11 protein-coding genes are annotated in these 14,245 nt (G+C 69.3%); 7 read left to right on the forward strand and 4 right to left on the reverse strand.

What is annotated here, in order from left to right; genetic code table 11:
- From ON38_RS24865 to ON38_RS36850, 3 genes are all read left to right on the forward strand, one after another.
- The coding region (locus ON38_RS24865; protein ID WP_039827413.1) for a transglycosylase domain-containing protein at positions 1-2,130 on the forward strand (2,130 nt) is incomplete at its 5' end.
- A gap of 185 nt (positions 2,131-2,315) precedes the next feature.
- Complete coding sequence (locus ON38_RS24870; RefSeq protein ID WP_245564187.1) at positions 2,316-4,043, forward strand: glycosyltransferase family 87 protein; 1,728 nt, start codon at positions 2,316-2,318, stop codon at positions 4,041-4,043.
- 212 nt (positions 4,044-4,255) lie between these two features.
- Positions 4,256-4,795 (forward strand): DUF2510 domain-containing protein, encoded by a 540-nt coding sequence (locus tag ON38_RS36850; RefSeq protein WP_174372460.1) that lies wholly within the window; start codon positions 4,256-4,258, stop codon positions 4,793-4,795.
- Between the two features lie 142 nt (positions 4,796-4,937).
- Here the strand turns inward: ON38_RS36850 and ON38_RS24880 are convergent, their stop codons facing one another.
- Together ON38_RS24880 and ON38_RS24885 are read right to left on the reverse strand one after the other, a co-directional pair.
- The gene (locus ON38_RS24880) at positions 4,938-6,530 is read right to left on the reverse strand and encodes a TerD family protein (protein WP_245564186.1); all 1,593 of its coding nucleotides are present in this window, start codon (positions 6,528-6,530) and stop codon (positions 4,938-4,940) included.
- Positions 6,527-7,894, reverse strand: coding sequence for a TerD family protein (locus ON38_RS24885; RefSeq protein ID WP_039827414.1), 1,368 nt, complete (start codon positions 7,892-7,894; stop codon positions 6,527-6,529). The genes ON38_RS24880 and ON38_RS24885 overlap by 4 nt, the downstream gene beginning before the upstream one ends.
- Before the next feature lie 271 nt (positions 7,895-8,165).
- On the opposite strand from ON38_RS24885, the gene ON38_RS24890 reads away from it, so the two are divergent.
- The 4 genes from ON38_RS24890 (at position 8,166) to ON38_RS24905 (ending at position 11,270) form a co-directional block, all read left to right on the forward strand.
- Positions 8,166-8,789 carry an AIM24 family protein gene (locus tag ON38_RS24890; RefSeq protein ID WP_039827415.1) on the forward strand — a complete coding sequence of 208 codons (624 nt, stop codon included), beginning with the start codon at positions 8,166-8,168 and terminating at the stop codon, positions 8,787-8,789.
- A 3-nt stretch (positions 8,790-8,792) separates the two neighbouring features.
- On the forward strand, positions 8,793-9,485 hold the full coding sequence (locus ON38_RS24895; protein WP_039827416.1) for an AIM24 family protein: 693 nt from the start codon (positions 8,793-8,795) through the stop codon (positions 9,483-9,485).
- The gene (locus ON38_RS24900; RefSeq protein ID WP_039827417.1) at positions 9,482-10,243 is read left to right on the forward strand and encodes an AIM24 family protein; all 762 of its coding nucleotides are present in this window, start codon (positions 9,482-9,484) and stop codon (positions 10,241-10,243) included. The genes ON38_RS24895 and ON38_RS24900 overlap by 4 nt, the downstream gene beginning before the upstream one ends.
- Before the next feature lie 61 nt (positions 10,244-10,304).
- Positions 10,305-11,270 (forward strand): DUF389 domain-containing protein, encoded by a 966-nt coding sequence (locus ON38_RS24905; RefSeq protein ID WP_039827418.1) that lies wholly within the window; start codon positions 10,305-10,307, stop codon positions 11,268-11,270.
- Here ON38_RS24905 and ON38_RS24910 read toward each other — a convergent pair.
- Positions 11,267-12,115, reverse strand: coding sequence for an HAD family hydrolase (locus ON38_RS24910; RefSeq protein WP_039827419.1), 849 nt, complete (start codon positions 12,113-12,115; stop codon positions 11,267-11,269). The two genes, ON38_RS24905 and ON38_RS24910, sit on opposite strands and share 4 nt — an antisense overlap.
- A partial coding sequence (locus ON38_RS24915) for a phosphoribosyltransferase domain-containing protein (protein WP_083873068.1) occupies positions 12,116-14,245 on the reverse strand: 2,130 nt, incomplete at its 5' end.

A 14,245-nucleotide genomic window follows, 5' to 3' on the forward strand; every position in this document is an offset into this window, starting at 1 on the left:
CCCGAGCCCGGCGATCTCAAGACCAACCAGGTCGCAACGATTCTCGCGGCCGACGGCGAAACCGAGATCACCCGCGTGGTGCCGCCGGAGGGCAACCGCACCGATGTGACGATCGATCAGATTCCGCCGCATGTACGCAACGCGGTGATCGCCGCCGAGGACCGGGACTTCTACAGCAACCCCGGTTTCTCGATCTCCGGTTTCGCCCGCGCCGCCCGCGATAACGTCCTCGGACGCGAAAGCGCCGGTGGTGGTTCGACGATCACCCAGCAGTATGTGAAGAACGCTCTGGTCGGTGACGAACGCAGCCTCACCCGTAAGCTGCACGAGCTGGTGATCTCGGCGAAGATGGCCCGGCAGTGGAGCAAGGACGAAATCCTCACCGCCTACCTGAACACCATCTACTTCGGGCGTGGCGCCTACGGCATCAATGCCGCGGCCAAGGCGTACTTCGACAAGCCGGTACAGGATCTGAGCGTGGCCGAGGGCGCGGTATTGGCCGCGACCATCCAGCTGCCGTCGCTGCTGGATCCCGAATCGAATCCCGACGGCGCCAAGTCCCGCTGGAACTACGTCCTCGACGGTATGGTCGCCGGTGGCAATCTCGACCGGGGCGAACGGACCGGCCTGACCTATCCGCAGGTGGTGTCGTCGGCCAAGGCCGGGGAGACGACCGAGGCCGCCGGGCCGGAGGGCCATGTCAAAGCGCAGGTCCTGCGGGAACTCTCCGAAGCGGGTATCAGCGAACAGCAGCTGAACACCTCCGGTCTGCAGATCACCACGACCATCGACGCCAGAGCGCAGCAGGCCGCCGTCGACGCGGCTCGTAAGAACCTCGAGGGCGAACCGGACAAGTTGCGCACCGCGGTGGCCTCGATCGATCCGAAAACCGGTGCGGTACGCGCCTATTACGGCGGCGAGGACGGTTACGGCTACGACTTCGCCAATGCCGCCCTGCAGACCGGTTCCTCGTTCAAGGTGATCGGCCTGGCACAGAACCTGGAGAACGGTGTCCCGCTGTCGCAGATGTACGACAGCTCGCCGATCACGGTGAACGGTATCGAGATCACCAACGTCGAAGGTGAGCAGTGCGGCGTGTGCACCATCGCCGAGGCGCTCAAACGTTCGCTGAACACCAGCTTCTACCGGATGCAGCTGGAAATGCAGAACGGTCCGCAGAAGATCGCCGATATGGGGCACAAACTGGGGATCCCGGAAGAACTCCCGGGTCTCGGCCCCACCCTGACCGAGCCGGACGGCTCCGGGCCGAACAACGGTATCGTCCTCGGCCAGTACCAGGCCCGGCCGCTGGACATGGCGTCCGCATACGCGACCCTGGCCGCCTCGGGCATGTACCACAAGCCGCATTTCGTGAGCAAGGTCGTCTCGGCGGACGGCACGGTGCTGCTCGATCGTGGCGATGTGGCCGGGGAACGGCGGGTCTCCGAGGCCGTCGCCGACAATGTCACCGCGGCCATGGAACCGATCGCCGCCTACTCCCGTAACCACGGCCTTGCCGGCGGCCGCGCCTCGGCCGCCAAAACCGGTACCGCGCAGCTGGGCGATACCGGTGAGAACAAGGACGCGTGGATGGTGGGGTACACCCCGTCGTTGTCCACCGCGGTCTGGGTCGGCACCACCGACAACTCGCCGCTGCGCAACTACGGCGGCGCGATGATCTACGGTTCCAGCCTGCCCTCGGATATCTGGAAGGCCACGATGGACGGTGCCCTCGAGGGCACGCCCAACGAGAAGTTCCCCAAACCCGCGCCGATCAAGGGCCAGGCCGGTGTGCCGAAGTGGACGGCCCCCTACACCGCGCCGTCCACCACGATGCCGACCTTCGAGCCCCCGGTGGTGATCCAGCCGAGCCAGGTCGAGATCCTGCCCGGTATCACCATTCCGGTGCCCGGGGTACAGCCCAACCCGCGTAGCCAGCAGCAGCCGCAGAACCAGCCGCAGGGCAACAACGGAGAAGGCCCGCTACCCGGACAGCCCACCGCCGGACAGACCAGTACGGCCCCGACGGTCACCCAGGCGCCCGGCGCCGGCGGTGGTACCGATACCGGCGGTGACAGTGAGGACAGCGGTGACAGCGGCGGCGACAGCCGTCCGGACTCGGGCGGATAAACCCGCAACACTGTCCGGGGGTCCCGGCTCGGTCCGGGCCGGGACCCCGGTAACAGGTAACCTCGGGTGCCGTGAGTGAGCAGCGACTGGTGGGTGGGCCGGACGACGGTGTAGGTCCCGGAAACGGGCGAACCGGCCGAGCCGCCACAACCGGTTACGACTCACCCGCACCGCTAGCCCGGGATCTGCGTTCGGCCGACGCGCGGGACAAGCCCAGCCGCAACGATTCGATGACCGCCCAGCTGTGCACGGTCGTGGGCGGCCCGGTCGGCGATCACGCGCTGATCGGACGGGCCCGGTTCTGGACTCCGATGCGGGTGCTGCTCGCGTTCACGGTGATCTTCCTGGCCTTCGGCTGGTTCGCCAAGGCCGGCTGCATCCAGCAGACCACCACCACCGGCGGACTGCTCACCCTCGACTGGAACAACGGCCGCCAGTACACGGCCATGTGCTATTCGGACACGGTGCCGTTGTACGGCGCCGAACGCCTCAACGAGGGCGCGTTCCCGTACAAGAAGTCCTGGGTGGAGGAGACGCCCGGCGGCGGCACCGAGGTCCGGCACATGGAGTATCCGGTGCTGTCGGGTATGTACCAGTACGTCTCCATGCTGGTGGCCAAGAGCTGGGACGCAAGTCCGCTCCCGGGGGCGCTGCAGGTGGTCCTGTACTTCAATGTGGTGGCCCTGGGCCTCTCGGTGGCCTGGCTCGTCACCATCTGGGCGACCGCGCTGCTGTCCGGGCGCCGGGTATGGGACGCGGCCCTGGTCGCGTGTTCACCGTTGGTCATCGTGCACGCCTTCACCAACTTCGATTTCCTGGCGACCGCGTTCGCCGCACTCGGTCTGCTCGCGTGGGCCCGCCGGCGGCCACTGCTGGCCGGTGTCCTGCTGGGGCTGGGTGGCGCGGCGAAGCTGTACCCGCTGCTACTGCTGGGCCCCATCGTGGTGCTGTGCCTGCGTGCCGATCCGATGCAGCGCACCCCCCGCGCGCATCAGGCGACCCGGTTGCGCGATATCGACAGTGTCGCGGCGCTGCGCACCTGGCTGGCGGAGATCCCCGCGCGTATCCACCTGCTCGGCACCCGCCCGCTCGGCGCGGCCGCACTGACCGGCGGCGGCGCCGTGGCCACCTGGGCCCTGGTCAACCTGCCGATCGCGCTGCTGTACCCGGACGGCTGGCGGGAATTCTTCCGGCTCAACACCACCCGGCACGCCGACCCCGATTCGCTCTACAACGTGGTGATGTCGTTCACCGACTGGTCCGGTTTCGACGGGGCGCTGCGGCACGGGGAACCACCCACCCTCCTCAACCTGATCTCGCTGCTGCTGTTCGTGGCCGCCTGTCTCGGTATCGCCTATATCGGCCTGACCGCCCCGCGCCGGCCCCGGCTGGCCCAGCTGTGCTTCCTGGTCGTCGCCGCGTTCCTGCTGACGAACAAGGTGTGGAGCCCGCAGTACTCGCTGTGGCTGGTGCCGGTCGCGGTGCTGGCCCTCCCACACCGGCGGCTGCTGCTGGCGTGGATGACGATCGACGCTCTGGTCTGGGTGCCGCGCATGTTCTATTACCTCGGCGAGGACCGCAAGGGTCTGCCGGAGCAGTGGTTCACCGCGACCGTGCTGCTGCGCGACCTCGCGGTGATCGGACTGTGTGTGCTGATCGTCCGGCAGATCTACCGCCCCGAAGAGGATCTGGTGCGCCGGGACTATCTGGACGATCCGGTCGGCGGAGTGGTCGACCGCGCCCCGGACCCGCTGCTGCCGTGGCTACCGGAAGTGTTGCGTCCCCGCATCTCCCTCGACACGCACTGGACCGGCGCGGTGACCGCCGCCCGGACCGGTCAGCGCAAGACCGCTGTCGCCGCGGCACCGGTGGAAACGGTGCGAGAGACCCGGCCGCCCGCACGCCTCGGCTGACGTCGTACGTATCCGGGTTCGAGATGCGACCGGAAGTGAAACACGGGAGACGCAGTCGGCGATCCATGGTCAGGACGTCGTAGGCGCCTTCGCGCGTCACCGCAATCAGTCAGGGGACTTCGGTGCACAACCGACAGCAGCTCGAAAACAACGCTCGGCGAGGGCGCACAAGCCGCAACATACTGATCGTTGCCGGGATCGCCCTCGTCGCCATGGTGATACTCGGCGTCGTCGTCGGCCTGATCGGCGACGACGACACGGCAGCCGAAGAAGCGGTACCGGTCCGGACCACCAGCAACGCGGCCGCGCCGACACCGGCTCCGGTGGCGCCGGCACCCGTCGAGGCGAACAGCACGAACAGCAGTCCGGCAGCCCCGCCGCAGACTTCCACAACCGCGTCTGCGCCCCCCGCGGCCGCGGCCGCCTATTCCGACCCACGGTGCGCCCCGGCGAGCGCCGAACTCGTCGCCTTGGTCGCCGCCGGGCTCACCACGGACGGGCACCAGCTCGCCAACGGCACGGTGATCGAGGAAAACGGTACAACGTATTTCGGCGCGACCACCCTGGACGCGGTGGGGGATATGGACGCTCGTTCGGATGTGTGGATCGTGCGTGACGGCGCGGTGTACTCCTCGACGGGTGGCGCTCGCAACGAAACGAGCTTTCCCCGAGCGAGTGACGAGCTCGGCATCTCGCCGGGCGATCCCCTCGTCCTCGCCGTCGATACCTGCGTGGTCGATCTGACCGGCTGATCACCGCACCGGCGCCGTCCTCGAGAACGACACGCTCGCGGCGTGGCCGGGGCGAACTCGTCGCCGACCTCGTCGCCGACCTCGGCACCGCTTTCGGCGACACCGCCGCAGCGAGGCGACCGGCGCGCCTCTGTCGACCGGCTCAGCCCGCGCGCAGAATCCGCGCTCGCTGTTCCGGTTCGTGCGGTAGCAGATCCAGGTCCAGCTGCCAGGCGTTACCGGTCCACGGATCGAACAGCGGGGTTCCGGTGACCGTCGGCAGATGCCGGCACGCACCCGACAGGGTGGCCACCGCACTGTCCCCGGAGTCGGATTCACCGCTGCCGACGATGATGGTCGACAATCCGATGAGATCCCCGCGCGCCAGCAACGCCACCAGCCGCTGCGCGTCCGCCGCCTGATAGCCGTGCGGGAAATCCGCCGCGAGCAGGATACGGTGCTCGGCCGGCGGCGTCGCCTGCCCGGAGTTGTATGCCATCTCCGCCAGTTCGGCGGCGTCCACGAGTTGCTGTAGCCGCGGTGAGATATCGGAGTGATCGGTGATCGGTGGACCCGCCAGCACCGGCGCCAGCATCCCGGTGAAGCCGGTGAATGCACCGGTGAGGTCGATGATGTCGACCAGGGTGCGGCGGCCCGGCGCGGCCCGCATCAGCCGGGCGAGCAGGGCGCCGATCACCGGCGCTACCGCCGCCGAGGATTCGGTGTCCACCCACAGCGGGCGATTCAGCGGGACGGGCACACAGTAGGGAACCCGTAGCGCGCCACGGTCGAGCGCGTAGAGCTCGCCGAGCCGGATACCGTCCGCCGGAGCGGCCGGGCGATCCCAGGCGGCGGATTTCCACGAGGCCAGCGCCGCGGGCAGCACCGAGTCGGCCTCCTGCAGTTCACGCTGCAACTGGGCGCTGTCGCGCCGGTGATTCTGCTCGGCGGTCGCCGTGAGCTCGTCGTGGCGCCGCTGGGCGGCCGCCCGCGCGGCGTCGGCGGCGGGGGTGTTGCGGGTGGCCGGATCGGAGACCGCGGCCGACAGTTCCTGGTCCAGCCGTTCGGCCGCGTAACCGCGCGCCGATTCCAGGGCGGCGGCCGAACGCGCGGCATCCTCGAAGATCATCCACAGGCGTTCCAGCCCGTGCCCGACCTCCAGGGGCGGGACCTCGGCCTGCGTGCCCGGCGCGGTGGCCGCTGCGGTCGGGGCGGCCACCGTCGCGGCCGGCACGGTGGGGGCGGCCGCCGCCGAGACCGGTGCGGCAGTGACGAATCCGTCCGCACCGTGCGCCCGGAGCAGTTCACCGATACCACCCGCATACCCCTGACCCACCGCGCGCAGCTTCCAGCCCGCACCGCGCCGGTACAACTCGAAGCAGATCAGGGCGGTCTCCCCGGCCTGCGGGGCGATCACGAACTCGGCCACCGCGGCATCGTTCTCCGACAGCGTCGCGGTCACCACGCCGATCCCGTTCTGCGCGGCGGCCACCAGCAGCACCGCCTGGGCATCGGCGCGTACCTCGGCCGGCGTGACGACCACAGCCGCCTCCTCGAGCCGGACCCCCGGACCGGCCGGACGCTCCGGCACCAGCACATCGGCCGCCGAACCGACTCGCAGGTCCGCGGCCACCACCAGCGCCGAAACCGTCAGCGGTACCGCCGCGTTCACCTGGAAGCGCGTCACCCCGCCGCCCAGCGGGATGTTCTGGCCCGCCTGCAACTGCTTCATCGCCTGTCCCCCGACGCCGTTCATACCGCCAGGAACCGGCCCAGCTGGGGAATCGCCTCACCGGGATGTTTGGCGTTGAAGCCCTCGCCGATGGCCTGCATCTTCCAATCGTTGCCGGCCCGGAACAGCTTCGCCATGGCCATGGCGGTGGTCGGCGTGCCGCCCGTGAGCGAATAACGGGCCAGCTCCGCGTTGTTGGCGCCGTCGATCAACCGGCAGAAAGCGTTCTGCACCTGACCGAACGTATGCCCCTTGTACGAGGTCACGACGAAGATCAGGTTGTTGACATGAGCGGGGAGCCGGGTGAGGTCGACCAGGATCACCTCGTCGTCGCCCGCGCCCTCACCGGTGAGGTTGTCGCCCTGGTGCCGGACCGAACCGTCCTTGGAGGTCAGCTGTCCGTAGTAGGCGACATCCACCGGATTCATATCGGCGAACATCACCACCGAGGCGTCGAGGTCGATATCCACCGTCCGGCTGCCGAACAATCCGCGCTGCTGCACCGGATCCCAGCCGAGGCCCATCTTGACGAAGGTGAGCGCCGCACCGTCCTCTTTGCGCAGGCTGACGCGCTGCCCCTTCTGGAGGCTCACCGGCCCGGTCTTGCTCAGACTGATCTCGCCGGGATGCTGCTGGGTGGGTGCGGCCGCAGCGGGCTGCTGTGGGTAACCCGGACCGGGCGGCGGCGGATAGCCGCCACCCTGGGGCGGGTAACCACCACCCGGCGGCGGATAGCCCCCGCTCTGCGGTGGGTAGGGCGGAGCCGGCGGTTGCTGCTGGGTCGGGTAGGCCTGCTGGGCGGGCGGCGGTACCGGCGCCGTCTGCTGCGCGGGCGGCGGAGGCGGCGCGGCGGCCGGGGGCGCGATCTGCGTTTCGGCCGGGGAATCGTCGACGGTGACACCGTGATCGGTGACCAGCGCGGCGAAACCGCCCGCGTAACCCTGCCCGACCGCGCGCACCTTCCACGCGCCCTGGCGCCGGTAGAGTTCGAGCGCGATCACGATGGATTCGGTGGCCAGCCCATCGATCCGGTATTCGAACAGCTGCGCGCCGGACTGATCCGATACGTAGGCGACCGGGGCCGCGAACTGCCCGAAATTCGCGTTCGGGTCATCGAGGGTGATGACCGCGCGGACCTGCGCGATATCGGCGGGAACCGCGCCGAGATCCACCGCCAGCGAAGCGGGCTGTCCGGCCGGTCCGGGCCGCAGGTTCACCCCCGGACCGCTGGGCTGGTTGTAGAAGACGAAATCCGCGTCGGACCGGACTTTGCCCTGCTCGGTCACCAATAGGGCGGACAGATCGGCCGGAGCCGCCAACTGGATGGAAACCACCACATCGTTCGTGGCCAGTGGACCGTTCTGGCCCTTGGCGAGTGTTGCGGACAAGTCAGACCCTTCGCTTGTCGGTGCGTATGGATGCCACTGTACGAGATAGGTGGCGCGCACGACCTCCGTTAACACCCGGAGCTGTGTCCATCTGCCCCGCCTCCGGCGGGCGGGTCGGGGCCGCCCCGACCACGGCGGCCGGCCGTCCGGAGCAGGCCGATGGTGCGCGGCCGCGCATGGACTGGGTCTGCCTGCGGCGGTTAGGGTGACGGCGACGGATGAGCACCGGCAGCGGGCCGGGCTCCGGGGCGGCGAGAACAGGCGACTCTGCATGGCACAACTCTTCGAAAAGTCGAAGAAGGTGATCGAGGTGCACCTGGCGAACACCAGTATCCGCGCCATCTCCGGCTCGATGGTCGCCTACGAGGGCGCTGTGCAGTTCAAATCGGCCGGATTCGGCGGCGGGGACGGGGTACTGGCCGGGATGAAACGCCGCGCCACCGGCGAGAAGCTCTCGCTGATGGAATGCGGCGGGCAGGGCCGGGTCTTCCTGGCGGTCAACGGCCAGTACGTCTCGGTGGTGAACCTGAACAACGAGACCCTGCAGGTCGAGTCGCAGCAGTTGCTGGCCTTCGCCGGGAATCTGCGCACCGATGTGCGATTCGCCGGGGTGCGCGGGGCGTCCAGCGGCCAGGGGCTGTTCACCACCACGGTCAGCGGCCAGGGACAGGTCGCCCTGCTCTCGGCGGGCGGGCCGCTCATCCACCTGGAGGTCTCACCGCAGTTCCCGCTGGTGGTGGACCCCGACGCGTTCGTCGCCGCTCGCGGCAATCTCAACCAGTCCTTCGTCACCGATGTCTCCTGGCGTGCCGCGATCGGGCAGGGTGGCGGCGAGGCGTTCTCGCTGCGCTGGGACGGGCAGGGCGTGGTCTCGATCCAACCGGCGGAACGGTAGGTCATGTTCGAGCAGATCAATTCCAAGGTCGTCGCCGTCGATATCGCCACGGCCGGCGGCGTGGTCGCCCGGGCCGGCGGCATGCTCTTCTACACCGGCGACGTCTCTTTCGCACCGCACGAGATACCGGGCGGCGCCGGGATGGGCGGCGGCGGGCTGCTGCGCATGGCCGGGCAGATGATGGCCGGCGAGCACCAGCGCACCATGCTCGCGCAGGGCAGCGGCAGCGTCCATTACGGTTACGCCGGGCTGGAAGTGCAGATCGTCCACGTACAGCCGGGGGCGGTACTGCAGGTGGAGGCGTCGCGGCTGCTCGCCTACACCGCCGGCCTGCAGACCTCGGTGGTGTCGGTCGCGAGCTCCGGCGGTGGCGGCGGCGGTGGTCTGATGGGTGCCCTGCGCGGCGCCGCCTCCGGTGCGCTCACCGGTCAGGGCATGTTCACCACCCAGCTGTCGGGTCAGGGCAGCGCCGTCCTGCTGGCCCACGGTGGTTTCCTCGAATTGCAGGTGGGCGGGCCGAATCCGGTGGTGGTCGACCCACAGGCCTTCATCGCCTCCTACGGGAACGTGCAGACCGATCTGAAGGCCGCGATGAGCTGGCGGGACGCGGTGGGGCGCGGATCCGGCGAGGCCATGCAACTGCAGTGCGCGGGCCAGGGTCTGGTGTACGTACAGGCATCCGAGGAGAAACTGTGAGCGAGATCCTCAACCCGATGAACCTCGGGGAAAGCGACAACGTCCCCGGCAACAGCTACACCTACTGCATCGATCTGAACAAGCCGTGGTTCATGCGCAAGGGCGCGATGATCGCCTACTACGGGCAGATGCGGTTCCAGGCGCTCACCCACGGCCTGCAGGGTCATCTTCTGAACATGGTGGCGAACCAGTTCTCGGCGCCGCTGTTCACCGGCGACTACGTGGTCGCCGAGGGGCAGGGCAAACTGCTGATCGGTGACCGCGGCTACGACATCAACTCCTACGACCTCGATGACGGCAACCTCACCATCCGCGCGGCGAATCTGCTGGCCTTCGAGCCCGGACTGTCGCTGAATCAGTCGATCGTCCCGGGTTTCCTGACGCTGATCGGCACGGGGAAATTCCTGGCCTCCTCGAACGGTCCGGTGATCTTCGCCGAACCGCCGCTGCGAGTGGATCCGGAATCGCTGGTGGGCTGGGCGGATTGCCCGTCGCCCAGCCATCATTACGACCAGCGGTGGGTCTCGGGGTTCCTGGCCGCCGGGGCGGCCGCGTTCGGCGTGACCTCCGGCGAGGAGCGCCAGTTCGATTTCACCGGCGCCGGAACCGTTCTCATCCAGTCGAGTGAGAAGGTACTCAGCGACGCGGCCCTGATCCGCACCATCGAGGGTCAGTTGCAGAGCGGGATCACCGTCCCGGGCCTGCAGCGGCTCCAGGGAGTCATCGCCCAGCAGCTCGCGGGTCAGCAGGGATACTGAGTCCGCACGCGACCGGACCCGTCCGGCTGCGGATCGCCGTACCGCCCGGCAGACTTGGCCCATGCTGCATGTGCGGATAATGTCGCCCGCCGATCTGACCGACGATGTGGTGACGATCCTGGAATCCGACGACGCGGTGAGCGGACTGGCGGTCCTCCGCGGAAGTTCGCTGCGGCCGAAGGGCGATGTGGTGTTCGCGGATCTGGCCCGCGAAGCCGCCAACGACGTCCTCGAACGCCTCCGTGCGATCGGCCTGCACCATCGCGGCAGTATCGAAGTGGAACAGATATCCACCTGGATGTCGCTGTCCGGATATCTGGCCGAGCTGCGAACTCCGGGCTACAGCGCCGATTCGGTGGTCTGGGCCGATGTCACCCAGCGTTCCTACGAGGAGACCGAACTCAACTGGACCTATGTGAGTTTCATGACGCTCGCCACGGCCCTGGCCAGTATCGCGATCGTGGTCGATTCACAGATCCTGGTGATCGGCGCGATGGTGCTCGGTCCGGAGTTCGGCGCGATCGCCGCGCTGGGTGTGGCGTTGGTCCGGCGCCGGGCCGCGCTGTTCGGCCGTGCTGTCGCCACGCTGGCGATGGGGTTCGGCGCCGCCATCGCGGTCACCTTCGCGCTCGTCCTGCTCGGCCGGCTGTTCGGCTGGATAACCGTCGATGTCGTCACCGGCGACCGCCCGGAGACGTCGTTCATCTACACACCGGACAAGTGGTCGTTCATCGTCGCGCTCATCGCGGCGGCGGCCGGGGTGTTGTCGCTGACCTCCGCCAAATCGAGCGGGCTGGTCGGCGTGTTCATCTCGGTGACCACTGTCCCGGCAGCGGGCAATATCGCGCTCGGCCTGGCCTTCGGCGCCGGTTCGGCCATCTGGGGCAGCGCCCTGCAGTTGGTGGTGAACCTGGCCGGGATGGCGATCGCGGGCTGGGCGACGCTGGCGTTGCAGGACGCCGTGTGGTCGCGGGTCTCGTTGCGACGGTCGCGCGCCGAAGCGCGGGCCCGGCGGCGCATGCTCTAACCCGCCGCCCCCGCGGCCACCGGACCGGCGAGCGCGGCGGCGAACCAGCCGAGGATCTCTTCCCCCGCCTCGATACCGGCGGCGGCGGTGACGGTCAGGCCCGGCCGGGTCCAGCCGAGCTCGTCGAGTTCACCGTGCCGGGGCCGGATGGCACGATCGGCCGCGGCGAGCATTTCGGCATCCAGCGCGCCGTCACCGGCGGCCAGGGTCGGCGCCGCGGCGGCCAATGCGCCGGATTCGACGAGCCGGGCCCGGACCTCGGCCACCGCCCGGCTCTTGCACACCGCACTCGGCATCGTGTAGATCTTGCGACCCTGCCGCGAGGCCGTCCAACCGCGTTCCCGGCACCAGGCGTCCCAGGCGGCCAGGAAATCCGGGGGAGTCGCGGCGAGGTCCACCACCAGATAGCAGAACAGGCCGTCGGCCTCACGGAACTTGAGCACCCACGAATCGTCGATCCGGGCCCGCAGCGCAGTCTGCACCTCGGCGAGCCCGGCCCCGCCGGCCCGGACCGCGGCCTCGATCCCCCGGCGCCACCGCACATCCGGCACCCCGTCGACCAGAATGTTCCCGCCGTTGCTGGTGACCGCGTAGGGCCAGGGCGCCCCGGGCAGCCGGATCCGGCCGAACTGCTCGATGGTCCGGGTGGTGGTGGGTAGTACCGCCGCCGCGGCGGCCAGTTCCCGCAGCCGGTCCGCGGCGGCCGCGGTCATGAACGACAGCGGCGAGCCGTCGAGATGCTCCACACAGATCGTCGCCGCCGCGGCGGTACCGGCGGCCGCGGCGGAGTAGATCATGGTGCGATCCAGATCCGTGGCGACCAGCAGTGGTTTCGAGGCAGACATCTACCGCTGCACATCCTTGATCAGGCCCATGCACGAATACGCCAGATCCGGCACGACCTCTACCGGCACCGCCCGGGCCTGTGCCAGCAGCCGGATATGGGCGTGTTCGGGTGCGTCCGGTTCCCGGACCAGCACCCGCCACGGCACTCGGCGCAGCAGGACCCGGGTGGTCTCCCCCACACCCGGTTTCACGAAGTTCACGCTGTCGATCCCGTATTCGGCGCGCACTCGTTCCACCGACGCCCAGCCGGCCCAGGTGGGTACGCGGTCCCCGGAACGAACCGCCGCGACCTGGGCGCTCACCTGTGGCCGGACCGTCTCGAACGCCCCGGTGACGGTCTCGATCAGCCGGCCGGAGACATCGTCGGCGGCCAGCTCGGCGTAGAACTTGGCGCCGTGGAAATCATCCGGGCCGATGAGGTCGCGGTTGAGCACCGTCCGCGAGACCAGGCCGGACACAGTGGAGTTCAGGCAGGCGGAGGCGATCAGGAAATCGTCGCGGGTGCCGTAGGTGCGCACGCAGTGCCCGGGGTCGGCGAGGACGGCGAGATCGTCGTCGAAGCGGGCGCCGCCCGCCGCGTGGTACGCGTCGAGCGCCGCGGTCAGTTCCCGGGTGATCGCGCCCTTGCCGGTCCAGCCGTCCACGAACACCACGGAGGCGGGATCGTGATGATGGGCCAGATAGTCGAGCGCCACGGTGTCGATTCCGCGATCGCGCACGATCGAGATCGCGTAGTGCGGGATATCCAGCGCGGGGCGCTGCCCGTGCCCGACGGCCAGCCAGCGGCGGATCAGGATGCCTACCGGGGTACCCGCCCGGGCCAGCGACGCCAGCACGATATCGGTGCCGCGTTCGGCGGCCACGAGTTCGGCCACCGTCCCCACCGCCAGGGCCAGCCGCTCGGCGCTGTCGGCCAGTACCCGGTCGAACAGTTCCCGGTAGGCGGTGTCGGGCTGGTACTCGATGGGCAGCGATTCGGCGTAGTGCGCGATTCCGGACTGGATCCGCTGCTCCCGGGAGGCGGTGTCGGCCTCCAGGTCGGCGCCGGACAGATCCTTCAACAGCCACGCCACATCGGCCCGGTCGTAGGAACCGAATCCGGGACCGGACAACGGTGCCGGACCGGCGAAACCACCCGAACGCGCAGCCACCAGCACCTGCGGATCGGCCTCCCGGATGATCGCGACCAGCACATCGGAACCGGCGGCGGTGAGTACATCGACCAGCCCGTCCGGGGCATAGAGCCGCTCACTGTCGGCGGGTGAATCGGCCACGAACACCAGCACCGGATCCGCACCCGGATCGTCGGGCCAGCACGCGTTGTAGAGGTAGCGCGGCTTCTCCTCACCCGTTTCGGGAGCCGGGAACCGGAACCCGCGGCGCAGCGGATAACCGGGTTCGTCCAGGACATACGCCGGGGACCGCGTGGTGGTCTGGTACCGCACCGGCACCCCGGACTCGGCGATCTCCACGGCCAGGCACAGCGGCAGGTACATCAGCTCTTCGTGGGCGAGCACGATCACCGGGCGTCCGGGGTACTCGGTGACCAGCTGGTCGCGCAGCATTTTCCCCGCGACGGCGGTGGCCTGCTCGAACCCGGGCCGATCGGTGCGCAGGAACCCGTGCCGGCCGCCCTCGGGCACCTCCCGCGGCCAGGGCAGATCCAGCCGCGCCGGCACACCGCGCCGATCCGCCACCGGATTGAGTTCGGCCGCGGGCAGTTCCGCGACGGTGTCCACCAGCCCCTCGGGCAGCACCGTGGCGCCCGACGCCAGGCAGACCGTATCGATCCGCGCGCCCAGCGCCGCGGCCGCCGCGGCGAACCGGTCGCGGTCGGCATCGGTGCGCATATCGACCAGCGTGGCCAGCACATAGTGGGTCCGCGGCGCGAACTCGTGCAGGGCCCGGATGGCGTCCAGTGCGGTGGCGCCGGTGGAGATCTCGTCGTCCACCAGTACCAGCGGCAGGCCCGCGACGAACACATCCCCCGGCATCGGCTGCAGCAGATGCGAGGTCGCGTGCGAATGCCCCTCCTCGAATCCGGTGAGTGTCACCGCGCCCGGCACCACCCGGCGGGTCGAATGCAGGTAGCACGCCGCGTCGATCCGCGCGGCCACGCAGTGCCCCAG

It is taken from the genome of Nocardia testacea NBRC 100365, assembly GCF_000308775.1.
GTDB lineage: Bacteria > Actinomycetota > Actinomycetes > Mycobacteriales > Mycobacteriaceae > Nocardia > Nocardia testacea.